The sequence below is a fragment of the Dyella sp. genome (assembly GCF_035685805.1).
GTDB lineage: Bacteria > Pseudomonadota > Gammaproteobacteria > Xanthomonadales > Rhodanobacteraceae > Dyella_A.
The window spans coordinates 13,317-38,055 of record NZ_DASSAB010000009.1; the positions used below are offsets into that span (position 1 = coordinate 13,317).

21 protein-coding genes are annotated in these 24,739 nt (G+C 70.3%); 8 read left to right on the forward strand and 13 right to left on the reverse strand.

The annotated features are described in order from the left end of the window. Nucleotide 1: 1 nt before the first annotated feature. From VFG40_RS01725 to VFG40_RS01760, 8 genes are all read right to left on the reverse strand, one after another. Nucleotides 2-475, reverse strand: a complete 474-nt coding sequence (locus tag VFG40_RS01725; protein WP_324894250.1) for a chemotaxis protein CheD — start codon at nt 473-475, stop codon at nt 2-4. Beyond that, a complete protein-coding gene (locus tag VFG40_RS01730; RefSeq protein ID WP_324894252.1) occupies nt 472-1,305 on the reverse strand; it encodes a CheR family methyltransferase in 834 nt (277 codons plus the stop codon). The genes VFG40_RS01725 and VFG40_RS01730 overlap by 4 nt, the downstream gene beginning before the upstream one ends. Nucleotides 1,306-1,316: 11 nt before the next feature. Beyond that, nucleotides 1,317-3,014, reverse strand: coding sequence for a methyl-accepting chemotaxis protein (locus tag VFG40_RS01735; RefSeq protein WP_324894254.1), 1,698 nt, complete (start codon nt 3,012-3,014; stop codon nt 1,317-1,319). 263 nt (nt 3,015-3,277) lie between these two features. Then, complete coding sequence (gene hemE / locus VFG40_RS01740; RefSeq protein WP_324894256.1) at nt 3,278-4,354, reverse strand: uroporphyrinogen decarboxylase; 1,077 nt, start codon at nt 4,352-4,354, stop codon at nt 3,278-3,280. Between the two features lie 144 nt (nt 4,355-4,498). Then, entirely contained in the window at nt 4,499-4,759 is a 261-nt protein-coding gene (locus tag VFG40_RS01745) for a WGR domain-containing protein (protein ID WP_324894258.1), read from the reverse strand. A gap of 88 nt (nt 4,760-4,847) precedes the next feature. Further along, nucleotides 4,848-5,567 (reverse strand): TVP38/TMEM64 family protein, encoded by a 720-nt coding sequence (locus VFG40_RS01750; protein ID WP_324894260.1) that lies wholly within the window; start codon nt 5,565-5,567, stop codon nt 4,848-4,850. Beyond that, nucleotides 5,564-6,121: a nucleoside deaminase gene (locus tag VFG40_RS01755; protein ID WP_324894262.1), complete on the reverse strand. Its 558-nt coding sequence runs from the start codon at nt 6,119-6,121 to the stop codon at nt 5,564-5,566. The genes VFG40_RS01750 and VFG40_RS01755 overlap by 4 nt, the downstream gene beginning before the upstream one ends. Before the next feature lie 13 nt (nt 6,122-6,134). Beyond that, the gene (locus tag VFG40_RS01760) at nt 6,135-7,889 is read right to left on the reverse strand and encodes a glutamine--tRNA ligase/YqeY domain fusion protein (RefSeq protein ID WP_324894264.1); all 1,755 of its coding nucleotides are present in this window, start codon (nt 7,887-7,889) and stop codon (nt 6,135-6,137) included. A 149-nt stretch (nt 7,890-8,038) separates the two neighbouring features. On the opposite strand from VFG40_RS01760, the gene VFG40_RS01765 reads away from it, so the two are divergent. The 4 genes from VFG40_RS01765 (at nt 8,039) to VFG40_RS01780 (ending at nt 10,139) form a co-directional block, all read left to right on the forward strand. Beyond that, complete coding sequence (locus VFG40_RS01765) at nt 8,039-8,314, forward strand: putative signal transducing protein (RefSeq protein WP_324894266.1); 276 nt, start codon at nt 8,039-8,041, stop codon at nt 8,312-8,314. Nucleotides 8,315-8,320: 6 nt separating this feature from the next. Beyond that, nucleotides 8,321-9,274 carry a DMT family transporter gene (locus VFG40_RS01770; RefSeq protein WP_324894268.1) on the forward strand — a complete coding sequence of 318 codons (954 nt, stop codon included), beginning with the start codon at nt 8,321-8,323 and terminating at the stop codon, nt 9,272-9,274. After that, on the forward strand, nt 9,271-9,792 hold the full coding sequence (locus tag VFG40_RS01775) for an adenine phosphoribosyltransferase (protein ID WP_324894270.1): 522 nt from the start codon (nt 9,271-9,273) through the stop codon (nt 9,790-9,792). Before VFG40_RS01770 ends, VFG40_RS01775 begins: the two co-directional genes overlap by 4 nt. A gap of 191 nt (nt 9,793-9,983) precedes the next feature. After that, nucleotides 9,984-10,139, forward strand: coding sequence for a DUF3309 domain-containing protein (locus VFG40_RS01780; protein ID WP_324894272.1), 156 nt, complete (start codon nt 9,984-9,986; stop codon nt 10,137-10,139). A gap of 108 nt (nt 10,140-10,247) precedes the next feature. Here VFG40_RS01780 and VFG40_RS01785 read toward each other — a convergent pair whose 3' ends face one another. From VFG40_RS01785 to dmeF, 3 genes are all read right to left on the reverse strand, one after another. Then, a complete protein-coding gene (locus VFG40_RS01785; protein ID WP_324894274.1) occupies nt 10,248-10,850 on the reverse strand; it encodes a hypothetical protein in 603 nt (200 codons plus the stop codon). A gap of 79 nt (nt 10,851-10,929) precedes the next feature. Further along, the gene (gene oxyR, locus VFG40_RS01790; protein ID WP_324894276.1) at nt 10,930-11,901 is read right to left on the reverse strand and encodes a DNA-binding transcriptional regulator OxyR; all 972 of its coding nucleotides are present in this window, start codon (nt 11,899-11,901) and stop codon (nt 10,930-10,932) included. Nucleotides 11,902-12,151: 250 nt separating this feature from the next. Then, nucleotides 12,152-13,105 (reverse strand): CDF family Co(II)/Ni(II) efflux transporter DmeF, encoded by a 954-nt coding sequence (gene dmeF / locus VFG40_RS01795; RefSeq protein ID WP_324894278.1) that lies wholly within the window; start codon nt 13,103-13,105, stop codon nt 12,152-12,154. Nucleotides 13,106-13,158: 53 nt separating this feature from the next. Between dmeF and VFG40_RS01800 the strand changes: the two genes are divergently transcribed. Together VFG40_RS01800 and VFG40_RS01805 are read left to right on the forward strand one after the other, a co-directional pair. Then, nucleotides 13,159-13,425, forward strand: a complete 267-nt coding sequence (locus VFG40_RS01800) for a metal/formaldehyde-sensitive transcriptional repressor (RefSeq protein ID WP_324894280.1) — start codon at nt 13,159-13,161, stop codon at nt 13,423-13,425. A gap of 94 nt (nt 13,426-13,519) precedes the next feature. Further along, on the forward strand, nt 13,520-16,198 hold the full coding sequence (locus tag VFG40_RS01805; RefSeq protein WP_324894282.1) for a M1 family metallopeptidase: 2,679 nt from the start codon (nt 13,520-13,522) through the stop codon (nt 16,196-16,198). A 372-nt stretch (nt 16,199-16,570) separates the two neighbouring features. Here the strand turns inward: VFG40_RS01805 and VFG40_RS01810 are convergent, their stop codons facing one another. Further along, nucleotides 16,571-17,548 (reverse strand): alpha/beta hydrolase, encoded by a 978-nt coding sequence (locus VFG40_RS01810; protein ID WP_324894284.1) that lies wholly within the window; start codon nt 17,546-17,548, stop codon nt 16,571-16,573. 207 nt (nt 17,549-17,755) lie between these two features. On the opposite strand from VFG40_RS01810, the gene VFG40_RS01815 reads away from it, so the two are divergent. Both VFG40_RS01815 and prmC read left to right on the forward strand, forming a co-directional pair. Next, a complete protein-coding gene (locus tag VFG40_RS01815; RefSeq protein WP_324894286.1) occupies nt 17,756-21,895 on the forward strand; it encodes a hypothetical protein in 4,140 nt (1,379 codons plus the stop codon). Next, entirely contained in the window at nt 21,888-22,715 is an 828-nt protein-coding gene (gene prmC, locus VFG40_RS01820; protein WP_324894288.1) for a peptide chain release factor N(5)-glutamine methyltransferase, read from the forward strand. The genes VFG40_RS01815 and prmC overlap by 8 nt, the downstream gene beginning before the upstream one ends. 97 nt (nt 22,716-22,812) lie before the next feature. Here the strand turns inward: prmC and dxs are convergent, their stop codons facing one another. Beyond that, complete coding sequence (gene dxs, locus VFG40_RS01825) at nt 22,813-24,699, reverse strand: 1-deoxy-D-xylulose-5-phosphate synthase (RefSeq protein ID WP_324894290.1); 1,887 nt, start codon at nt 24,697-24,699, stop codon at nt 22,813-22,815. Nucleotides 24,700-24,739: the final 40 nt, after the last annotated feature.

The following is a 24,739-nucleotide window of genomic DNA, read 5'->3' on the forward strand; positions in this document are numbered from 1 at the left end:
CTCAGTGGGAACGTTCAAAAGTGCGCACCGCGAACTGCTGCGAGTGGCAGTCGATGCTGAGCTGGCGGCCGCTGGTGCCGCCGGTGTCGACGTGGATCACGCGGATGCCGGCCTCGGTCAGCAGCCGCGTGGCCATCTGGGTGTTCTGCTCGCCGATCAGCCCGTAGGGCGCCGGCCGCACTGGCTGCACCATGCAGGCGCCGCCGGCGATCACCGCCTCGAGCTGCGCGTGATCGGCGCGCGAGGCGCCCATCAGCTGCAGCAGCGAGGGCAGCGCGTCGGTGACGTACTTGGCCGAGGGCGCGGTAGAGCGGGCGGACGACTCCGGCAACAGGCAGTGCGCCAGCGCGCACAGGTCGCGTCCACGCCACAGCAGGCCGATACCCACGCACGAGCCCAGCGTGGTGCGAAGCACCTGCCGGCCGCTGCCGGTGCGCACCTCGCACATCTTCACGTGCAGGTCGTGGCCGTTCATCCTGCGCCCGGTCCGTTGCGGTAGATCAGCGGCTGCTGGTAGACGAAGCCGGTGCGCAAGCGGCTGAGCGATTCCGACTCGCCCACCAGCAGCACGGCGCGCTCGGCCATCGACTGGCGCACGTTCTCCAGCACCGCCTCCTGGCCGGCCTCGTCGAAGTAGATGAGCACGTTGCGCAGCAGCACCAGGTCGAAGCGGGTGGGGTCGGGCAGCGGCTGGTAGAGGTTGTGCGGGCGGAAGCTCACCCCTGCGCGCAGCGCCGGCAGCACGGTGCAGGTTTCGTCCTGCGGGCGGAAATACTTTTCCAGCATGGCGGGACGCAGCTTGCGCAGGCCGTCGATGTTGCGTCCCAGGTACTGTCCGGCGCGGCCCACGTCGAGCACGCGGTTGGCGATGTCGGTACCCAGGATGCGATAGCGGAATGCCGGGTGCTGCTCGCGGAACTCCTCGAACAGCATCGCCGCCGAATACGCCTCCTCGCCGGTGGACGCGGCCGCCGACCACACCTGCAGCGTGGCGGCGGGATGCGCCGCATGCCAGGCGGGAAGGAAGCCGTGCCACAGGTAGTCCCAGATGCGCGGCGTGCGGAAGAACGACGTCTCGTTCGTCGTCACCAGGTCGATGAAATGCCCGACCTCTTCCGCCGACTGGTCCAGCACCGCCAGGTAGTCGCGGTAGCTGGCCAGCTCCAGCGCCTGCAGTCGCCGGCGCAGGCGGCCGTGCAGCAACGTCCACTTGCGGTCGGCCATGACGATGCCGGTGTGCCGGCGTACGCGGGCGAACAGCGCGCTCTGCGTGGCCGGGTCCACCGTGGCTTCGATATCGATCATGGCCGGCCCCGTTACACGACGAAGTGGTTGACGGTGCGGTTGAGCTCGCCGGCACCGTTCATCAGCGAGCCGCACGAGCGCGCGATGTTGTCGCAGGTGGTGGCCGACTTCTCGGTCTCCTCGGCGATCTGCTGCACGGCGTTGGCCACTTCGCGGGCCGCCACGGCCTGCTCGTCGGCGCCGCAGCTGATCTCGGACATCGCCTGGGTGGTACGCGCCACGCCGAACACGATCTTGTCGAACGCCTCGGCCGCTTCCTTGGAAATGTCGCTGCCCTGGGCGACCCGCTTGGTCGACTCGGTGATCAGCTTGGAGATCTCCTTGGCCGCCTGCGATGAGCGCTCGGCCAGCTTGCGCACCTCGTCGGCCACCACTGAAAAGCCCAGCCCGTGCTCGCCCGCGCGGGCCGCCTCGATGGCCGCGTTGAAGGCCAGCAGGTTGGTCTGGCTGGCGATCTCGCCGATCACCTTGATGATCTCGCTGATGTCCTCGGACGACTTGTTGATCAACGCCATCGCCTCGATCGACTTGTCGATCGCCTTGGCGCCGCGCTCGGCTTCGCCCTGGGTGTCCTTGGCCAACTGGTCGGCGCTGCGCGCGTTGCTGGCGATGGAGTTGATCGAGGCGGTGAGCTCCTCGATGGTGGCGTTCATTTCTTCCACGGTGGCGCCCAGCAGCTGCGCGCCGCTGGCCATCGAGGCGGACTGGCTGGCGATCTCGGTGGACTCCACGGTGAAGCCCTGGGTGCCTTCCATCACCTTGCCGATCACCGTGCGCAGGTCGCTCATCATCTGCTTGATACCCGCGGCAAGCTGATCGATGGGGTCGTCGCCGGCCGGCTCGATGGCGCCGGTGAGATCACCCGCGGCGGCGCGGCGCACCGTCTGCAGCAGCTCGTCGACCTTGCGCTGGTCTTCCTCGGCACGGCGCTTCACCGATTCCTCCAGCTCCACCTGGGCGGTGATGTCGGAGGCGAACTTGATCACCTTGTGCACGCGGCCGTTGCAGTCGTGCACCGGGTTGTAGGTGGCCTGCAGCCAGATCGAGCGCCCGCCCTTGCCGACGCGGTGGTAGCGGCCCGAATCGAACTGACCGCTGCGCAGCTTGGCCCAGAACTCGGCGTAGGCCGCACTGGCCACGGCCGCCTCGTCGCAGAACATGCGGTGGTGCTGGCCGGCGATTTCTTCCAGCGAGTAGCCGATGGTGGCCAGGAAGTTGCCGTTGGCGGCGAGCACGTGGCCGTCCAGATCGAACTCGATCACCGCCTGTGCCTTGTCCAGCGCAGCCATCTTGCTGCCCACCTCGGCCGCCTCGGTGCGCGAGGCGGTGATGTCGGTGGCGAACTTGATCACCTTGTACGGCTTACCCTCGGCGTTGAGCACCGGGTTGTAGGAGGCGTTGATCCACACTTCGCGGCCGTCCGCCGCGAGGCGCTTGTACTCGCCCTTGTTGAAGTGGCCGTGCGCCAGGCGCTCCCAGAACTTCTTGTAGTCGGCGCTGGCCACGTAGGCCGGGTCGCAGAACATGCGGTGATGCTGACCACGCACCTGCTCGAGGGAATAGCCCAGCAGCGCCAGGAAGTTGTCGTTGGCGTCGAGGATCTTGCCCTTCAGGTCGAACTCGATCACCGCCTGCACGCGGTGCAGCGCGTTGTTGAGCGCCTTCATCTCCCGCAGCTCGAGCTGCAGGTCCGGAATTTCCTTGCCCATGGTGTCGCCTCGCAATCAGAACGTCGCAGTAAGGACGAATTGAGCTGGCGAATTGTCCGGGTGGCAGGGTGTCCCGCTCGGGGGCACGAGGTCACGAAGGGCGCTTGGGCCAACGCGTTGTCGTCCAGGATGTTTTGGACTGACAGGGTTGCGGCGGGATTGCGCGCGGTGGTGGATGGTTCGCCCCATGCCCCGCGGAGCGACTACCTTGCGTGCCCGACTTCCCCTGACAGGGACGTTATCGACACGTGAAGGCGCGGGCTTTAGGTCACCGACTGGCGAATTGTGTGACCGTGCGCATGAACTTCGTCGACCAGCACCTTCACGTGCTCCGGATCGACCTCCGGCGTGATGCCGTGGCCGAGATTGAAGACGTGGCCGGGGTGGTTGCCGTAGCTGTCGAGCACGGCGCGCGCCTCGCGCCGGATCACGTCCGGGCCGGCGCGCAGGATTGCCGGATCGAGGTTGCCCTGCAGCGCCACCTTGCCGGCCACGGCGCGACGCGCGTCGGCCAGGTCGATGGTCCAGTCCACGCCCAGTGCGGTGCAGCCGGTGTCGGCCATCTCCGCCAGATGCGCGCCGGCACCCTTGGAAAACAGGATCACCGGCAGCGTGCCGGCCACGGCGTCGGCCTTCAGCGCCTCGACCACGCGCTGCATGTAACGCAACGAGAACTCGCGGAACGGCGCGGGGCCGAGCAGGCCGCCCCAGGTGTCGAACACCATCAGCGCCTGCGCGCCGGCGTGGGCCTGGGCGATCAGATAGGCGGCCACCGCGTGCGCCAGCGTGTCGAGCAGCTGGTGGGCGAGGGCCGGCTCGTTCCAGCACATCGCCTTGAGCGTGGCGAAATCCTTCGAGCCGTGACCCTCGACCATGTAGCAGGCAAGGGTCCAGGGGCTGCCGGAAAAGCCGATCAGCGGCACGCGGCCGTCCAGCTCCCGGCGGATCAGTCGCACCGCGTCCATCACGTAGCGCAGCTCGCCGTCCATGTCCGGCACGGCCAGTTTCCTGATCGCCGCGGCGTCGCGCAGGGGGTGGGCGAACTGTGGACCTTCGCCGGCGGCGAACGTCAGGCCCAGGCCCATCGCGTCGGGGATGGTGAGGATGTCGGAGAACAGGATCGCCGCGTCCAGCTCGAAGCGTTCCAGCGGCTGCAGCGTGACCTCGCAGGCGTACTCGGGGTTCTGCGCCAGCCCCATGAAGCTGCCGGCGCGCGCGCGCGTGGCGCGGTATTCGGGCAGATAGCGACCGGCCTGGCGCATCACCCAGATCGGCGTGGTGTCGGTGGGCTCGCGGCGCAGCGCGCGCAGGAAGCGGTCGTTTTTCAGAGGGGCGGCCATGGGAGATACCTTGTGAAATCGTTGAAGCGCGATACGTCCTTGCCGCTCATCCCAACTGCCTCCGGGGCCAGGCGACGGGGCGAACGCGCCGAGCGGGTTCGCCGCCCAGGGCGCGATGAGCCGATGCATCGGGACAACGGACACTCAGCGTGAATGGGGGCCGTCCAGGCCCTGGCTGAACATCACGCGGTAACCGCGCTTGAGCTGGGCGTCGCGGGCCTTCTCGAACGCGCTGATGGCGGCGTCGCGCTCCAGGAACTGCTCGCGCTTGAGGGTCGCCTTGCCACCCTGGGTGCCGGTTTCGCGGTACAGCGTCCAGCCGCCGAGCAGATCCTGCTCGAGCACGATCTGGACATAACGCGGTGCCTCGGCAGCGGCAGGCGGGGTTTGCAGGTAAAGGCGCATGGCGTCCGCAGGAGTGTTCTCGGTGCGGCCCGGGGGCCGCAAACCCGACATTCTAGAAGGCCGGGCCACCGGTGGCGAGCGCGTGCGCTCAGCGCGACTCCCGCGGCGGCGCGCGCCGTCGTGCGCGGGTGACGCGCTCGAGCAGCAGCGGCAGCAGCGAGATCAGCGCAATGCCGCCCAGCGGCAACAGCACGCTGCGATGGAAGAACAGGCCCAGCCCGATGTGATCGCTTTCGCTCAGCGCCTCGCCCAGCCCCGAGCCGATCAGGTTCTCGAACACCAGCGTGACGGTGCCGCCCAGCCAGGTGGCGCCGACGAACAGCCACAGCCCGCAGCGCAGCCACGCCAGGCTCACGGTGACCGCACCGAACGGCAGCACCGGCACGAAGCGCAGGAACAGCGTGTAGCTCACCGGATGATGGGCGAAGCCGTCGCGCAGCCGGTGCACCGCGCGCGGCGGCGCCTTGCGGCCCGCGCCGAAGGCGTAGCGGCTGGCCAGGAACAGGATCAACGAGCCCAGCGTGAGCGCGATCGACGAATACACCGTGCCCTCGACCACCCCGAAAGCGAAGCCGCCAGCCAGGATGATCACGATGGTGCCGGGGATGCCGGTGGCCATGCCCAGCGTGAGCAGGCCGATGTAGCCCAGCCGGGTCAGCCACGGATTGGCGGCGATGTCCGCGTGCAGCTTGTCCTGGTGCGCCACCAGGTATTGCGGGTCGAACCGGTCCAGCGTGCCTGAGGCATACAGCGCGACGCCCGCCAGCACCAGCAGGATCAGCGGCAGCGCGGCGCGCAGCCGACTCAATAGCTTGGCCCCGTCTCGCCGTAGCTTGCCAGCACCGCGCGGGCCTCCTCGCGCAGCACGTCCCGGCGCACGGCAATGCCGCGGCGCTGCAGTTCGCCGATCCAGTCGGCGGGCAGCGGGCCTTCGTCGAACTCGGTAAGCGACTCCACGTCTTCGGCACGGGCGCCGATCAGCAGCTCGTCGATGCCGGCCCAGACGGTGGCGCCGTAGCACTGGCAGCACGGCTGGGCGCTGGTGGCCAGGATGTAGCGGCCACCGCCTTCATTGAGGCGGAAGCGTTGCAGCCGCTGCTGCGCGGCCATGTAGGCCATCATCTCGGCGTGCGCCACCGAGCAGGCCTGGGGCACCACGCGGTTGACGCCGGCGGCGATCAGCCGACCCTCGCCGTCGAACACCGCGGCACCGAACGGCCCGCCGCTGCCGTTGGCCACGTTGTGGCGCGACAGCGCGATCGCCAGCCCCACGCGCTCCTCGTCGGTGTGGTAGCGGGCAGAGGCGTCGGCCACGTCGGCCAGCCATGGCGGCAGGGTGAGGTGGATCTGTACGGGAAGCACGCCGGCCACGCGATCAGGCCTTGCTCGCCCAGGTGTCGCGCAGCGTGACCACGCGGTTGAACACCGGCGAGCCGGCGGCGTGATCGAGCCGGTCGGCGACGAAGTAGCCCAGCCGCTCGAACTGCAGGTGCTGTTCCGGCTCGGCCAGTGCGGCGGCGCGTTCCACCCACGCGGTGATCACGCGCTTGGCGTCCGGATTGATGTGCTCGATCCAGGACTTGCCGTCGCTCTCGTCGTCCGGCGCGGCCACGCTGAACAGGCGGTCGTACAGGCGCACCTCGGCGGCCACGCCGTGCGTGGCGCTGACCCAGTGGATGGTGCCCTTCACCTTGCGGTCGGCGCCCGGCAGGCCATGGCGCGATTCGGGGTCGAGCGTGCAGCGCAGCTCGGTCACCTCGCCGGCAGCGTTCTTGATGACCTCCTCGCACTTCACGATACCGACGCCGCGCAGGCGCACCTCGCCCTCGGGCTTGAGGCGGTGGAAGCCCTTCGGCGGCACCTCGGCGAAGTCGTCGCGCTCGATCCATACCTCGCGCGCAAACGGCACGGTGCGGCTGCCGAAGCTCTCGTCCTTGGGGTGGTTGGCGAAGGTGAGGACCTCCTCGTGGCCTTCGGCCAGGTTGGTGATCACCAGCTTCAGCGGATCGAGCACCGCCATGCGGCGCGGCGCCACGGCGTCCAGATCCTCGCGCACGCAGCCCTCGAACACGGCGTAGTCGATCACGCTGTTCTGCTTGGAGACGCCGAGCCGCTCGATCAGCAGGCGGATGCTGGCCGCGGTGAAGCCGCGCCGGCGCAGGCCGCGCAGGGTGTTCATGCGCGGATCGTCCCAGCCGTCCACGTGACCTTCGTTCACCAGCTGGGCGAGCTTGCGCTTTGAGGTGATCGAGTAGCTGAGGTTGAGGCGCGAGAACTCGATCTGGCGCGGTTTGCTGGGTTTGGTCTCCAGTCCGGCGTCGACCAGCGGCTGCCACAGCTCGGGGTGGTTCGGCAGGTCGACGTGGTCGACAAACCAGTCGTACAGCGGGCGGTGGTCCTCGAACTCCAGCGTGCATAGCGAGTGGGTGATCGACTCCAGCGCGTCGGACAGGCAGTGCGCGTAGTCGTACATCGGGTAGATCGGCCAGGCGTCGCCGGTGTTCTGGTGGGCGATCTTGCGCACGCGGTAGATCGCCGGGTCGCGCAGGTTGATGTTGCCGGCGGCCATGTCGATCTTCGCGCGCAGCGTCTTGCTGCCGTCTTCGAACTCGCCCGCGCGCATGCGGCGGAACAGGTCCAGGTTCTCTGCCACGCTGCGGTCGCGATAGGGCGAGTTGCGGCCCGGCTCGGTGAGCGTGCCGCGGTAGGCGCGCACCTCGTCGGCGTTGAGGTCGTCCACATACGCCTTGCCGTCCTCGATCAGCTTGATCGCGGCGCGGTAGAACACCTCGAAGTAGTCCGAGGCGTGGCGCAGCTCGTGCCACTCGTAGCCGAGCCAGCGCACGTCGTCCTTGATGCCCTCGACGAACTCGGGGTCTTCCTTGCCGGGATTGGTGTCGTCCAGGCGCAGGTTGCACCAGCCGCCAGCGAACTCCCGGGCGATGCCGAAGTTCAGGCAGATCGCCTTGGCGTGGCCGATGTGCAGGTAGCCGTTCGGCTCGGGCGGAAAGCGCGTGCGGGTGCTGGCGTGCTTGCCGCTGGCCAGGTCGTCGCGAATGATCTGGCGGATGAAGTCGCGCGGCGCATCGGTGGCGGGGCTGGTCGGGGCGCTGGGGGTTTCGTTGGACATCGTTGACTTGGGCTCGCGACGCGTAGGCGGAAAATTCTCCGAGTTTACCCGGTCGGTCAAAGCCGGCCACTGCGGCCGGCCCAGGCAGCGGCGGCGCGCGGGCGCTGCGCACGCTTGCCCGGGAGGATCATCCGCACTAGCTTGCGGGCATGCATACCGCCTACCGCGCTGAAACCCTGATCGATGCCCACCTGGTGAAGGACGCGCTGGAACGTGCGGACATTCCCGCCTTCATTGCCGGCGAGTACCTCACCGGGGGCGTCGGCCAGCTGCCTGCCATGGATTACGTGGCGGTGATGGTGCCGGAGTCCGCGCGCGAGGCCGCGGCCACGGTGGTGGCGCAGATCGAGCGGGCGCTGGCGGAGGCGCGCGGCGAGTCGGCCCGCTGGGAGGACGATCCCGGCACGGCCGCCATTCCTGCCTGAGGCCGGATGGTCGCCGCCGATCTTCCGGTGCCCCGGGCCGAGGACCGCCGCCCGCGGGCCGATCTGGCCGCGATGGCCGCCGGCGCGGCGCTGCTCTCGTGCACCAGCATTTTCGTGGTGCTGGCGCAGGTGGCGCCGACCGTGTCGGCGTTCTACCGGATGGCCTTCGGCGGCGTGGCGTTGCTCGGCTGGGTGGCGCTGCGCGGGCGCTGGCAACGCATCCGTTGGGGCGACGTGGTGCTGGCGCTGCTGCCGGCGATCGGTTTCGCCACCGACCTGATCTTCTGGCATCGGTCGATCCTCTGGGTCGGCCCCGGGGTGGCCACGCTGCTGACCAACTTCCAGGTGTTCCTGCTCGCGCTGGTGGGCTGGGTGGCCTATCGCGAGCGGCTCGGGCGCGCGTTCATGCCCGGCATGGTGCTGGCGCTGGCGGGCCTGTGGCTGCTGGTCGGCGCGCACTGGTCGATGTTCGACGCGCGCCATCGGCTGGGCGTGTGGTTCGGGCTGGCCAGTTGCCTTGCCTATGCGGTGTATCTGCTGAGCTTTCGCCGCGCGCTGTCCGGGCGCACGCCCCTGTCGGCCGCCCAGTTCCTGGGGCTGATGAGTGTGCTGTGCGCGGGGCTGCTCGGCGGCTGGTGCATCGGCGCGGGCGAGACGCTGGCGCTGGTCACCTGGCGCAGCTGGGGCGCGTTGCTCGCGCTGGGCTTCTTTGGGCAGGTGGTGGCCTGGCTGCTGATGGTGCGGGCAATGCCGCGGTTGCCGGCCTCGCAGGTCGGCCTGCTGCTGTTGCTGCAACCGGCGCTGGCGTTCGTGCTCGACGTGCTGCTGTTCGGGCGGGCCACCACGCTCTCCGACTGGCTCGGACTGGGGCTGGCGCTGGCGGGCATCCTGCTGGGCACCTTGCGACCCCGCCGGCCGGTCGCCGGCGCCGCTGCCATCACTGCCGGAGACGATGCATGACGATGGATCTTGATTCGCTGGTGCGTACGGTACCCGATTTCCCGTCTCCGGGCATCGTCTTTCGCGACATCAGCCCGCTGCTGGCCGACCCCGCCGCGTTCGGCCAGTGCATCGAGGCGCTGGCGCGGCCGTGGATCGGCCAGGGGGTGCAGGCGGTGTGCGGGATCGAGTCGCGCGGTTTCATTTTCGGTGCGGCGCTGGCGCAGTCGCTCCACGCCGGTTTCGTGCCCCTGCGCAAGCCGGGCAAGCTGCCGCCACCGGTGAGCGGGGTCGACTATCAGCTCGAATACGGCACCGACCGGCTGGAGGCACGTACGGACGCCCTGCGCGCGGGCCAGCGGGTGCTGCTGGTCGATGACGTGCTGGCCACCGGCGGTACGCTCGGCGCCGCGCGGGCGCTGGTGCAGATGCTGGGCGCGGAGCTGGTCGGTGCCGTCGTGGTGATCGAACTCGATGCGCTGGGCGCGCGTGCGCACTGGCCCGCGGCGACGCCGCTGCACAGCCTGCTGCACTACTGAGCGCCAGCGGGCTCGGGCCATCAGGCGCCTGCCGGACACAAGCGGACTCTGCTGCATGGGTCGCGTTCGCCGTTCCTTGACAGCCCGGTCACCCCTGCGCCGCGTACTGTCCGGCCACCCGCGGCATCTCGCCGCGGCGGCATCACCCCGTCGTTGGGGCGGGTGCCGCCACACCTTCAAAAGGAACGGCCATGCTCATCACCATTCTCATCATCCTGCTGATCCTCGCCCTGATCGGCGGCTTGCCCACCTGGGGCTACTCGCGCAGTTGGGGCTACGGCCCGTCGGGCATCATCGGTCTGATCCTGGTGATCCTGGTGGTGCTCTGGCTGATGGGTCGTATCTGACGCCACGGCGTCAGCCCACCTGTCGCCACGGTACGGCGCGCGGAGCCTGAGGGTTCCGCGCGCCGTTGCTTTTCGGGCGGGCCTCGATGCGCGCCAGCGGCGGTCGCCTCAGGGGGCCGTGTCGATCGACTCGACGAACACCAGCTCGCAGGCGCCGTTGCCGGTGTCGTTGCGGGTGAGCGAACTGCGCCAGGACCAGCCGTCGCCACGGCGCGCGTCCACCAGGAATCCCTCCATGTGCACCACCTGGCCGGGGCGCACCCGCGCCAGCAGCGCGCGTACGCCGGCGTCCGCGGGGATCAGATGCATGTTGGCGCTGGACATCTCGATCTCCCGGCGGGGGATCGGAAACTCGCTCACCTGCCAGTAATAGAAGCGGCCGGACTGGCTGATGCGGATGTGCTCCAGCACGGCGCTGTCGGACATGCGGCCCCAGCCCAGGGCGAGGTCGGTCGGTGCGAGGTCGGCGCCGTCGTCGAAGCGGTAGTCCTCGCGCGAGAGCACCCGCGCCGTGATCTCGAAATGCGCGCGGGTGGTGAGTGTGACGGTGCCCCGCTGCAGCTGCACGGGACGGTCCAGGTCGACCTGTTCGGGCGCTTCCGCCGCCAGCACACCCGGCGCGTGGTGCAGGGTGCGGGTGTGCCACCAGTGCGTGGCGCCCCACAGCAGGGCCAGCGCCAGCACGATCTGCCAGAACCGGCGCGTGCTCACCGGCGTGCCTCAGCCACCGGCAGGTAATCGCCCGGCCGGTGAGGGTGCGGACGCTCGATGGCGGCGTGTGGCCGCCTGATCACGGGCGGGCGGCCCGACGCGGCGCGGCCGCCTTCGGTTTCGGCCGCGGCTGTGTCGCGGCGGAGTGCGCATCGAGCAGGTCCGGCGGCAGCTGCTTGAACACCGCTGCCAGCCGCGTCAGGAAGCCGTGCATGGCCGAGCTCTTGCGCCACACCATGGCCAGCCGCCGGCTGGGGGCAGGGTGCTTGAACTCGATCAGGTGCAGGTTGCCCGATGGCGCCACCGGCGGCTTCACCGCCAGCGTCGGCAGCAACGTGATGCCGACCTCGGCCGACACCATCTGGCGCAGCGTTTCCAGGCTGGTGGCGCGGAACCCGTTGCGCTCGCCGGCGCCGGCCAGGTGGCAGACCTCCAGCGCCTGGTCGCGCAGGCAGTGCCCGTCCTCCAGCAGCAGCAGGCTCTCATGCGACAGGTCGGCCAGCTTGAGCTGGCCCTGCTTGTGCGCCAGCGGATGCGACAGCGGCACCGCCAGCACGAAGGGCTCTTCGAACAGGTACTCCACGTGCAGGCTGTCCTCGTGCAGGGGCAGGGCGAGGATGCCCGCATCGAGCTTGCCCTCGCGCAGTCGCCGCACGATCACCTCGGTCTTCTCCTCTACCAGCAGCAGTTCGAGCTTGGGAAACGCCTCGCGCACCATGGGCACCACGTGCGGCAGCAGGTAGGGCCCCAGCGTGGGGAAAATGCCCAGCCGCACGGTGCCCGATTCGGGATCCCGTGTGCGTCGCGCCACCGCGCGGATCTGGTCCACCTCGGTGAGTACTTCGCGCGCCCGCGTGGCAATCTCCCGACCCACCTCGGTGAGCAGCACCTTGCGCGGGGTGCGCTCCACCAGCGTCACGCCGAGCTCGTCCTCGAGCTTCTTGATCTGCGTGGAGAGGGTCGGCTGGCTGACGAAGCACGCCTCGGCGGCGCGGCCGAAGTGGCGGTGTTCCGCAAGGGCCACGAGGTAGTGCAGATCGCGCAGGTTCATGGCGCTGTAGACCGGTGTCATAGCGTATGGCTATGGCTATGATCATAACAATCGATTTGAGTGATGCAAGGCCGGCGCGTATCGTCCGCTTCGTGACTGCTGCGGCGGGCCTTCCCCTCCCGGCCCGATGCCCCCGCTTCCGCACCAGTCCGCCCGCCCTGATCCGCCCGGCGCCTCCCCTCCCTCGCCAGGCCAGGGCCAGCCGGTGACGAAGCCCCCCCTTCGTCGCCGGCTTTTTTTTGCCATCCACTCAGGCCGGGTTGATCTCCACCGTTACGTGGACCAGTTCCTCGTGCACCGACAGCCGGTGGCGGACCTCGTGGGCACTCAGCGGGGCGTTTGACACCAATGCCAGGATGCAGGCGTAGCGGCCCTTGCCGACGCGCCACACGTGCAGGTCGCTGATGGCCGTCGCCGGCAGGGCCTGGTCGACCACCTCGCGGATCTCGGCCACCACCGGGGCATCCATCTCAGCATCCAGCAGCACGCGCGCGGACTGGCGCATCAGGCCGACCGCCCAGCGCGTGACCAGCACGGCGCCGAGCATGCCCATCAGCGGGTCGAGCCAGGCGGCGCCGAAGTATTTGCCGCCGATCAGCGCGGCGATCGCCAGCAGCGAGGTGGCCGCGTCGGCGATCACGTGCAGATAAGCCGAGCGCAAATTGATGTCGTGATGGTGATCTCCGTGTGCGTGGCTGTGGTGGTCGTGGCCGTGGTGGTCGTGTCCGTGCCCATGGTCGTGGCCGTGATGGCCGTCCTCCAGCAGCCACGCGCACAACAGGTTCACCGCCAGGCCCAGCGCGGCGATCGCGATTGCCTCGTCGTAGTGGATGGCGCCGGGGGTCAGCAGCCGCTCCACCGACTGCACCAGCATCAGCACCGCCACCACGATCAGCCCCAGAGCGCTGGTGTAGCCGGCGAGCACTTCGATCTTCCAGGTGCCGAAGGCGAAACGGCGATCACCGGACAGCCGGCGGGCCAGCGCGTAGGCGGCCAGTGACAGGCCCAGCGCCAGCGCATGGGAGCTCATGTGCCAGCCGTCGGCGAGCAGCGCCATCGAGTTGAGCGTATAGCCGCCGGCGATCTCCACCACCATCATCACCAGCGTGATCGCCACGACGCGTCGGGTGTTGCGCTCGCCGACGGCATTGCCGTCGTGAAACGCGTGGTCGTGGGCATGCGGTGCGGGATCGGGCGTTATCATGGCGGGGCAACCTGGAAGAGATACCCCCCTATGGTATCTGCAAGGAGATGGGCATGGCGCACCTGGCGCGCGACAACGGCAGACTCAAGGCACGGCTCAAGCGCATCGGCGGGCAGCTTGCGGCGATCGAGCGGGCGCTCGACGACGAGGCGGAGTGCGGGGCGATCCTGCACCAGTTGGCGGCGGTGCGCGGTGCCATCCACGGCCTCACCCTGCAGGTGCTCGAAGGCCACCTGCGCGAACACGTGGCGCCTGCCGGGAGCCGCGACGACGCCGAGCTGGAGCCGCTGCTGGCGGTGCTGCGCAGCTACCTGAAGTAGCCGTCATGCGCGGCGGTCCATGCCTTCTGGCACTGTGTCGGAAGTCATGCCGCGCCTAGCGTTCGGGGTTCCCTTGCTTTCAGGAAGCCCCGCCATGCGCCACGCCCGTCCGCTTCTGTTCACTGCCCTGGCCGCCTGCTGCGCCAGTGCGTTCGCCGCGGGTGCCGATCCGGTGCCGCACGGCCGCCTGCCCGGCTGGGCGGTGCCGCAGTCCTACCAGCTCGCCTTCAAGGTTGACCCGCGCCAGACCGATTTCTCCGGGCGCACCGTCATCACCGTGAAGCTGGCGCAGGCGTCCGACCACGTCTGGCTGCACGGCGCTGACCTGAAGGTAGCCAAGGTGATGGTGACCGACGAGGCCGGCAAGAGCGTGGCGGGCAAGTACATTGCGGCGGCGCCGAAGGAGGGCGTGGCGCGGATCGACTTCGGCCGCCGGCTCGACCCGCAGACGATCACCCTGGCGATCGACTACTCCGCGCCGCTCAACCAGCAGCTGCAGGGCCTGTACAAGGTCAGCCACGAGGGCCAGCCCTACGCGATGACGCAGATGGAGCCGATCAGCGCGCGCTACGCGTTCCCCGGCTTCGACGAGCCCGGCATCAAGACGCCGTTCGATATCACCCTCACCGTGCCCAAGGACGAGCAGGCGGTAGCCAACACCGCGCAGGTGAAAGAGGTCGATGACGGCAACGGCTGGAAGACGCTGACCTTCTCGCAGACCAAGCCGCTGCCGACCTACCTGGTGGCGTTCGGCGTGGGTCCTTGGGACATCGTCGACGGCCCGGACATCAAGCCGGACGACTACCGCACCACCGTGTTGCCGCTGCGCGGCGTGGCCGCCAAGGGCGAGGGCCATCGCATGCAGCACGTGCTCAGCGAGACGCCGAGCATCATCCACGCGCTGGAGGACTACTACGGCTTCGGCTACCCGTGGGACAAGCTCGACCTGCTCGCCGCGCCGGACTTCTCCGCCGGCGCGATGGAAAACCCCGGCCTGGTCACCTTCCGCGACTGGCTGCTGCTGCTCGATCCGGATTCCCCGGCGCAGTACGTGCGCGGCTCGTTCAACGTTACCGCGCACGAGCTGGCCCACCAGTGGACCGGCGACACGGTGACCACCGCCTGGTGGAACGACATCTGGCTCAACGAGGCCTTCGCCACCTGGATGCAGCAGAAGGTGACGATGAAGGTGCATCCGGAATACCGCGCGGACCTCGACCGCATCCGCGGCGCGCAGGGCGCGATGAACAACGACAGCCTGGTCAGCGCGCGCAAGATCCGCCAGGAGATCACCGGCAACGGCGACATCATGACCGCGTTCGACGGCATCACCTACCAGAAGGGTGCCGCCGTGCTGGGCATGTTCGAGAACTACGTGACGCCGGCGACCTTCCAGAAGGGCATGCGCGCGTACATCCAGGCGCACAAGTTCGGCAACGCCACCGCCGACGACCTGGTCGACTCGATCGCCCAGGCCGCCGACAAGGGCGCCGATTTCAAGGCCGCGTTCAAGAGCTTCCTCAACCAGTCCGGCGTGCCTTACGTACAGACCAAGGTGGAACAGAAGGACGGCCAGACCATCCTGCACCTGAGCCAGAGCCGCTACCTGCCGGTCGGTTCCACCGGCGACAGTGACCGTGTCTGGGGCGTGCCGGTGTGCGTGCGCTACGGCACTGCCGACGGCAGCAAGGTGAGCTGCGAGATGCTCGACAAGCAACAGGGGGCGATGACACTGGCCGGCGCCAGCAACCCGACCTGGGTGATGCCCAATGCCGGCGCGCAGGGCTACTACCGCTTCGGCATGACCAAGGCCGACCTCGCGTCGCTGGGCCAGCACATCGGCTCGCTCGCGGACACCGAGCAGCTCGCCTATGCCGATGCGGTCAATGCCAGCTTCCGCCACGGCGACATCGATGCCGGCACCGCGCTGGCCGCGCTCAAGCCACTGGTGTCGTCCAAGACCGACGAGGTGGCCCTCGCGCCGCTCAATACCTTCGGCTGGATCTGGCAGAACCTGGCGACCACCGACGCCCAGCGCGCCAGCCTCACCGCCTGGGCGAAGGACGCCTATCTGCCGCGGCTGGAGTCACTCGGCTACCGCCGCAAGGCGGGCGAGGCCGACGGCGATTCGCTGATGCGCAGCACGCTGGCCGACTTCCTCGGCATGGACGTCAAGCTGCCGGCGGTGCGCGCCGAGCTGCTCAAGCAGGGCGATGCCGCGCTCAAGCCCAAGGCCGACGGCCGCCTCGACCTCGCCGCGGCCGATCCGGACCTGCTCGGCGTGGCGCTGGGCGTGGCCGCGCAGGAACACGGCAAGCTGGTGGTCGACGCGCTGATCGCCGAGCTGCCCAAGACCAGCGATCCGGCCCTGCGCAACGCCATCCTCGGCGGCCTCGGCAGCGTGGACGACGCCACCCAGGTGGAGCGCATCCGCAACTTCGCGCTGAGCAAGGACGTCAAGGTCGGCGAGATGGCTGCGCTGTTCCGCGGCGGTCGCGACACTCCGGCCGAGCGTGATGGCATGTGGAAGTGGTCGGTGGCGCACTACGACCAGATCCTTGCACGCACCGGCAGCTTCGCCGGTGGCCGGCTACCCGGCCTGATGGGCGGCGGCGGCTGCTCCAAGGCCGAGGCCGATCGCCTGCAGGCGTTCTTCAAGGATCGGGTGAACCAGGCACCGGGCGCCGCCCGCGGCCTCGCCCAGACCACCGAGTCCACCTTGCTGTGCTCGGCGCTGAAGCAGAAGCAGGACGCCGGCGCGATCCTGCGCTGAGGGTTCCGGTCACGCCTGCTCGCGAAGCAGGCGTGACCGCGAGCTGCAATCGTTCGCGCCGAGCGGAGCCTGCGGCAGCAGGCGATGTCGAGGCGGCTGATAGGGACGCCCGGGAATCCGCAGAACCTCCCGACGTCATTCCCGCAAGAGCGGGGTCCACCTTGCCGTCCCCTTCCAGGTTCCCGATGGATGACCGGCATCCGCCGTTGAAAAGCGCCTCCCGCGTCCGCGGGAATGACGGAGAAGATGCAGCGGCGCTCACCAGAAGATCAGCCGAAGCACGCTCGCGACGGCTTGCCCCTTAATAACGACACAACACGCCGGACGGGCAACCGTCCGGCGTTTTTCATGGCAGGCGCGTGGATACCCGGCTCAGGGGGAGCGCACCACCCGATCGGCCGCCAGCGCGGCGGCAGCCTGCGCCCCCGCGTGTTCGCGGATGAATGCCAGCGTGTCGTCCAGCACAGGCGCCTTGCCGCGCAGCGGGCGGGACATCGCGAACAGGATCGCGAAGTGGCCGATGTCCGGATACAGCCTTACCTTGGCTGATTCGCCCGCCTGTTCGAGCGCCGTGCCGAGCGAGCGCGCGTTGCGCGGCCACACGATCTTGTCGCCGGTGCCCTGCATCAGCAGCATCGGCGGCTCGTCGCCGTTGACGAAGTGCACCGGCTGCGAGTTCAACTGCGCCGCGTGGGTGGGCCCGAACATGTCGACGAAGTCCGGATCGGTCAGCGGCAGGAAGTCGTACGGACCGGCCAGGCCGATGAAGCCACGCAGCTGGCCGGGGGTCATGCCGACCCCCTTAAGCCAGCGGGCGTCGGTAGCGAGCAGGGCGCCGACGTGCGCGCCGGCGGAGTGGCCCATCAGGAACATCGCCTCCGGGTCGCCGCCGTATTCGCTGGCGTGGGCATGCGCCCAGGCCACCGCGCGCGCGCCGTCCTGCATGAAGCCGCCCATGCGCACCTGCGGCCACTTGCGGTAATCGGGTATCACCACCACCAGGCCGCGGCGCGCCAGCGCCTCGCCGGCCCAGCGATACCATTGCCGCTTGCCCGATTTCCAGCTGCCGCCGTAGAAGAACACCACCACCGGCGCGCCGCGGGCGTCGACCGGGCGGTACACGTCCAGTGCCAGCTGGTGTCGCGCATCGAAGGCGATGTCATGCGTCGCCACCACGCCACCATCGCGGGCGGTGGCGTTGAGGCCGGCGAACAAGGTGGCCTGGCAGCCGGTGAGCAGGCCGGCTGCGATGGTCGCCAGCAGCGCGCCGAGGCCGCGCCGGCGCGGGCGCAGCGGGATCACGGGAGCGGGCGGACGAGGGGAGCGGGCGGACGGATCGTTATCGGGCATCGGTGGACTCTCGCGCAGGCGTCATCGCGCAGGCGTGCAGGAACGGGGTGGAGGGCGTGATAACCCCGGTGCCGCGCGGGCGGCGTTTCACTTCGGGGGCATAGCCGTTACCTACGCGTGCGGCAGCGCCCGGGATGCAGCAGGGCCATCGCGGGCGCCGCGGCATCGCCTACACTGCCTGCGCTCACGAAGGGGAAGGGGAAGACCATGGAACGTCGTTCGCGCACCGCGTGGCTGGCCCTCGCGCTGCTGGCCTCGCTGCTCGCCGCGCCGCTGCGCGCGCAGGACATCCCGCCCGCCCTGCGCGACTGGCAGGGCTGGGTGCTGCACGACGTACCCGAGCGGGCGTGCCCGCTGCTGAGCAGCCCGGGTGGCACCAATGACGCGCGCCAGTGCACCTGGCCGGGGCGCCTTGCACTGCAGGCCGACGCCACCGGTGCGCGGTTCACGCTGCAGGTGCGGCTGGACGCGCCCGGCTGGGTCGCGCTGCCCGGCGACACGCACGACTGGCCGCAGCAGGTGCGCGCGGACGGCCAGCCGCAGCCGGTACTCAATCACGACGGCGAGCCGGCACTGCGGCTGGACACCGGCACCCATCGACTCGATGGCGCGCTGGCGTGGTCGAGCCGGCCGTCGACGCTGGCGCTGCCGCGGTCGATCGCGCTGGTCGACCTGTCGATCGACGGCGTGCCGGTGGAGCGCATCGAGCGCAACGACGAACGCCTCACCCTGGGCGAGGCCGCCGCCGCGGCGCGCGCCGCCGACGCGCTGTCGCTGCGCGTCTACCGCCAGCTTGTCGACGGCCTGCCGCCCACGCTCGAGACGCGGCTGCAGCTCAACGTGGCCGGCACCGCGCGTGAGCAACTGCTCGGCCCGGCGCTGCCGAACGGATTCGTCGCCACGGCGCTGTCCGGCGACCTGCCGGCGCGGCTGGAAAGCGACGGGCGCCTGCGCGTGCAGCTGCGGCCCGGCCAGTGGGAGATCGTGCTGGACGCGCGCGCCACCGCGCCGCTCAAAGACGTGACGTGGACGCCGCCCGGCGCGCCGTGGCCGGCGCAGGACATCTGGAGCTACGCCGACAACACCGATTTGCGCGGTACTCGCGTCGAGGGGCAGGGCGTGGACGCCAACCGCGCGGGCGTGCCGACCGACTGGCTGCGCTTCCCCGCCTTCGCCATGGATGCCAGCCACGGGCTCGTCATCGCCGAGGGCAACCGCGGCGACCAGGGCGGGCAGGGCGACCAGCTGCAGCTGCAGCGCGAGCTGTGGCTGGACTTCGACGGCCACGGCTTGAACGCGGTCGATCACCTCACTGGCACGCTGCGCCACCACCAGCGGCTCGATGTGGGCGCGCCATGGCAATTGCAGCGGGCGTCCCAGGGCGGTCAACCGCTGCTGATCAGCCAGGGCGAGAACGGTCATCACGGCGTCGAGCTGCGCCAGCAGGCGCTGGATCTGCGCGCCGGTCTGCGCGTGCCGCAGCACGGCGGGAGCCTGCCCAGCGGCGGCTGGCTGATTCCGCTGGAAGGCATCGATGCCACCTTGCACCTGCCGCCCGGCTATCGGCTGCTCGGCGCCCCGGGTGCCGACGGTTCGCCGGACTCGTGGGTGGCCCAATGGACCCTGCTCGACCTGTTCGTGGTGGCGCTGATCGCCCTGCTGGCCGGTCGCGCGCTGGGCTGGCCATGGGCCGCGCTGGCCGCGGTCTTTCTCGCGCTGGCCCAGCACGAGGGCGGCGCGCCGCGCTGGACGCTGGCGGTGGCGCTGGCCTTGGCGCTGCTGCTGCGCGCGCTGCCGGACGGTCGCCTGCGCGCCGCGGCGCGGCTGGTCGCACTGGCGGCTTTCGCGCTGGCGGCGCTGTGGACATTGCCCTTCGCCACCACGCAACTGGAGTACGCCTTGCATCCGCAGCTGGAGACTGGCGCGGCGTCGCGCACATCGCCGCGCATGGTGCAGGCGCGGATGATGGAGCCGGCACGGGTTGCCGGGCCGCAGCGCGCGCAGATGGAGGTGGCCGCAGCTCCGCCGCCACCCGCGCCACCCGCGCCGCCTGCGGACATCGTGGCAAACGTGGATGAGGCTAGCACCAACCCCGCACCATCGTCGGCCGGTGTGCTCGCGTCGATCACGGTGTCCGGTTCGGTGGCCGATGCATTCAACGCCCCGCTGGACAGCCGCAGCGTGGTGCAGGCCGGTGCGGGCGAGCCGCACTGGGAACTCGGCAACGCCTATCGGCTGAGCTGGTCCGGCCCCGTCACGGTGCAACAGACCACGCGCCTGGTGATCGCGCCGGCATGGCTGGTGCGGCTCCTGCGCGTGCTGATGGTGGCGCTGCTCGGCGCGCTGCTCGCGCGCATGCTGCCGCTGCTCGTGGCGCCGCTGCGCGGACACTGGAACGACTGGCGCCGCGGCGCCGCGAGCGCCGCGGTCCTGCTGCTCGCGATGCTCGGCCCGCATGCCGCCCACGCGCGGCAGTCGGCCGGCTCGGCCATCCCGGACCGGGCCATGCTGGACCAGTTGCGCGCGCGCCTGACCGAGGCGCCGCCATGTACGCCCCACTGCGTGGCAATCGCCGATGCCCAGCTGCAGGCCGCGGGCGATACGCTCGACGTCACGCTGGACGCGCACGCCGGCGCCGACGTCGGGCTGCCGCTGCCCCAGGGTGACGCGGCGCTCATGCTGATCGATGCGCGGCTGGACGCGCAGCCTGCGGCGCTTGCCAGCCTCGACGGCGTGACCGTGCTGCGGCTCGATCGCGGCGTGCACCGCGTGACGCTGCAGTACCGCATCGCCGCCGGTGCCGACAGCGTCACCCTGGGCTTCCCGCTGCATCCCGGGCACGTGGGTTTCATCGGCAGCGGCTGGAGCGCCGGGGGTCTGGACGACGAGCGCCTGCTCGGCGACAGCCTGGCCCTGAGCCGCCAGCGCGCTGCCACCGACGGCAGCGCGCTGGCGATCACCCAGAGCCTGCCGCCCTATGTGCGGGTCACGCGCCGGCTGAGCTTCGGCGTGGACTGGGCGGTGCAGACCACGGTGGAGCGCCTCGCGCCGCACGATGGCGGTTTCAGCGTGAGCCTGCCGCTGCTGCCCGGCGAGCATCCGCAGGGCGAAGGCTCGCTGGTGCGCGACGGGGCGATCCAGATCAGCTTCCGCGCCACCGACCCGACCATCACCTGGACCAGCCGGCTCGACCGCGCACCCACGCTCGTGCTGAAGGCACCGCCGCTGGGCCAGCGCGCCGAGGTCTGGCAGATCGACGCTGCGCCGATGTGGCACGTGGCGGCCAGCGGCGTACCGGGCAGCGCCACCTCGCACGGCCTGCGCTTCCAGCCGCTGCCGGGCGAGACGCTCACGCTGGCGCTGAGCGAGCCGAAGGCCGTGGCCGGCAGCAGCCTCGCGTTCGACCAGGTCACCGCGTCGACCGTTGCCGGCGAGCGCGCCAGCGAGACCGCGCTCGCCCTCACCGTGCGCAGCACCCGCGGTGGCGAGCACGCGCTGGCCTTGCCGGCCGGGGCGGAACTGCTGCAGGCCCGTCGCGACGGCGAGCCGCTCAACCTGGCCTTGCGCGAGGGCCAGATCGCACTGCCGCTGCTGCCGGGCGAGCACGACTACCAGCTGGTGTGGCGCGAGCGCCGGGGCGTGTCGGTGCGCACCAGCACCTCCACCGTGGATCTGCATGCGCCGGTGGCCAACATCGCGCTCGAGCTGCACCTGCCGCAGGACCGCTGGGTGCTCTGGACCTGGGGCCCGTCGATGGGGCCGGCGGTGCTGTACTGGTCGCAGCTGGCGGTGCTGCTGCTGGCCGCGTGGCTGCTGGCGCGCTACGCGCCCACTCCGCTGCGGTTTCACCACTGGCTGCTGCTGGGGCTGGGCTTCTCCGCCTTCGCCTGGAGCGCCTTTGCGCTGGTGGTGGCGTGGCTGATCGCACTGGGCTGGCGCGCGCGCGGCGTGCGGCTGGGAGATGTCGCGTTCAACCTGCTGCAGGTGGCGCTGGCGCTGCTCACCGCGCTGGCGCTGCTGGCGCTGGTCGGCGCGGTGCCGCGCGGCCTGCTCGGCCTGCCGGACATGCACGTGGCCGGCAACGGCTCCAGTGCGTGGGAGCTGCGCTGGTTCGCCGACCAGAGCGCCGGCGCGCTGCCGCGTGGCGGCGTGCTCAGCGTGTCGCTGTGGGTCTACAAGCTGGCCATGCTGGCGTGGGCACTGTGGCTGGCCAACGCCCTTATCGGGTGGCTGCGCTGGGCCTTTGCCGCGTGGAGCGAGGGCGGTTACTGGCGCCGGCGGGCCGTGGTCGCGACGCCGCCGGAGCTGCCCGCGGCACGCCCCGGCGAGGCTGCTGTCGATGACTGAAGTACGCCACGCGCTGGGTGACGCGGCGCGCCGGCTGGGCGAGCGTGCCGAGGCGGAGTTGCTGCTGCAGCACGTGCTGCGGCGCCCGCGCAGCTGGCTGGTCGCCCATGCCGACGACGTGCTCACGCTGGCCGACGAGCGCGCCTTCGCCGAGCTGGTGCGCCGCCGCGCCGACGGCGAACCGGTGGCCTACATCGTCGGCCGGCGCGAGTTCTGGTCGCTGGAACTCGAGGTGACACCCGCCACGCTGATTCCCCGCCCGGATACCGAGCGGCTGGTGGAACTGGCGCTGGATCGCATTCCGCACGATGCGTCCCCGCGGGTGGCGGACTTGGGCACCGGCAGCGGCGCGGTGGCACTGTCGATCGCCACCGAGCGACCGCGGGCGCGGATCCTCGCCACCGACGCCAGCCTCGAGGCGCTGGCGGTCGCGCAACGCAACGCCAGCCGGTTGTGCATTCCCAACGTGCGTTTCGCGCACGGCGACTGGCTGGCGCCGCTGGGCGAGGCGCGACTGGACCTGATCGTGTCCAACCCGCCCTATATCGAGGCGGCCGACCCGCACCTGGCGCAGGGCGACCTGCGCTTCGAGCCGCCGGGCGCGCTCGCTGCCGGCGCGGACGGGCTGGACGATATCCGCCGCATCGTCAGCGACGCGCGCCAGCACCTGCTGCCGGGCGGCTGGCTGCTGTTCGAGCACGGCTGGAACCAGGGCGAGGCGTGCCGCGCCCTGTTGCAAGCGGCGGGCTACGACGAAGCGTTCACCGCGCAGGACCTGGAGCAGCGCGACCGCGTCAGCGGCGGGCGCCAGCCCGGCTGAGGGGCAGCGGTCCGCGCGAAGAGCCGCGTGGGCACGCAGTCTGCCGGCCGCTCGGGCGCGATTTTCATTGGTCGCCGCAGTGCGGCGGGCGCGCGGCTCAGCCTGCGCTGGCGCTCGCGGCCACCAGCTGCGGGAAGCGCGCGCGGATCGCGTGGCGGATGGACGGCAGGTCGAGCCCGCCCATGCTCAGCACTTCCTCGCGGCTGCCGTGCTCCAGATAGACGTCCGGAAGGCCAAGATGCAGGATCGGCAAGGTGACGCCGTGCGCGGCCAGGCACTCGGCCACGGCCGAGCCGGCGCCGCCGGCGATGGCGTTGTCTTCGAGCGTGACGAACGCATCGTGGTTCTTCGCCAGCTCCACCAGCAGCGCCTCGTCGAGTGGCTTGACGAAGCGCATGTTGACCAGCGTCGCGTCGAGTTCGGCAGCGACCACGGCGGCCGGCGCCAGCATGGCGCCGAAGCTGAGCAGGGCCAGGCCGCTGCCGCGGCGACGCAGCTCGGCCTTGCCGATCGGCAACGTGTCCAGCTCCTTGCGCAGCGGCGTGCCCGGGCCGGTGCCGCGGGGGTAGCGCACGGCGGCCGGGCCGGCGTAATCGAAGCCGGTGCAAAGCATCATGCGGCACTCGTTCTCGTCCGCCGGCGCCATGATCACCATGTTCGGCAGGCAGCGCATGAAACTCAGGTCGAAGCTGCCCGAGTGGGTGGCGCCGTCCGGGCCGACCACGCCGGCGCGGTCGATCGCGAAGGTTACATCGAGGTTCTGCAGCGCCACGTCGTGGATCGCCTGGTCGTAGGCGCGCTGCAGGAAGGTGGAATAGATCGCCACCACCGGCTTGGCACCCTCGCAGGCCATGCCGGCGGCCAGCGTGACCGCGTGCTGCTCGGCGATCGCCACGTCGAAGTAGCGTTGCGGGTACTCCTTCGAGAAGCGCACCAGCCCGGAGCCTTCGCGCATCGCCGGCGTGATCGCCAGCAATCGCTCGTCGGCGGCGGCCTGGTCGCACAGCCAGTCGCTGAATATGTCGGTGTAGGTCGGCTTGGCCGGCGCGGTCTTCTTGACCAGCCCGGCCTGCGGGTCGAACGGACCAACCGCGTGGTAATCGATCTGCGCTTCCTCCGCCGGCGCGTAGCCCTTGCCCTTGGTGGTGATCACGTGCAGCAGCTGCGGCCCGGGCAGTTCCTTCACCGTGCGCAGCGCGTGCAGCAGCTGCGGCAGGTTGTGGCCGTCGATCGGGCCGGTGTAGTGGAAGCCCAGCTCCTCGAACAGCGTGGAGGGCACGAACATGCCCTTGGCATGCTCCTCCCAGCGCTTGAAGAAGCGGCCGAAGAACGACTGCTTGGGAATCGCCTTCTTGGCCCGCTCGCGCCAGTGGTTGAGGGTGCGGCTGGCCATCGCGCGGGCCATCATCTTGGTCAGCGCGCCCACGTTCTCGCTGATCGACATGCCGTTGTCGTTGAACACCACCAGCATGTTCGGCTCGACGTCGCCGCCGTGGTTGAGCGCCTCGAACGCCATGCCCGCGGTCATCGCGCCGTCGCCGATCACCGCCACCACCTTGCGCATGTCGCCGCGGCGCTGGTTGGCGATGGCCATGCCCAGCGCAGCCGAGATCGACGTGGACGAATGGCCGACGCCGAAGGTGTCGAACTCGCTTTCCTCTCGGCGCGGGAACGGCGCGATGCCGCCCTGCTTCTTCACCGTGTGGATGCTGTCGCGGCGCCCGGTCAGGATCTTGTGCGGATAGCTCTGGTGGCCGACGTCCCAGACCAGGCGGTCGTCCGGCGTGGAATACAGGTAGTGCAGCGCGACGGTCAGCTCGATCACGCCCAGTCCGGCGCCGAAATGGCCGCCGACGCTGCTCACGGTCTCGACCAGGTAGGCGCGCAGCTCGTCGGCGATCGCCGGCAGCTCGGCTTCCGGGAACTGGCGAAGGTCTACAGGCAGGGCGATGCGGGAGAGGCGCGGGTAGCGCTGCGGATCCATCGGTCACGATCGGAGGCGATTCAGGCCTGCTAGTGTCCGC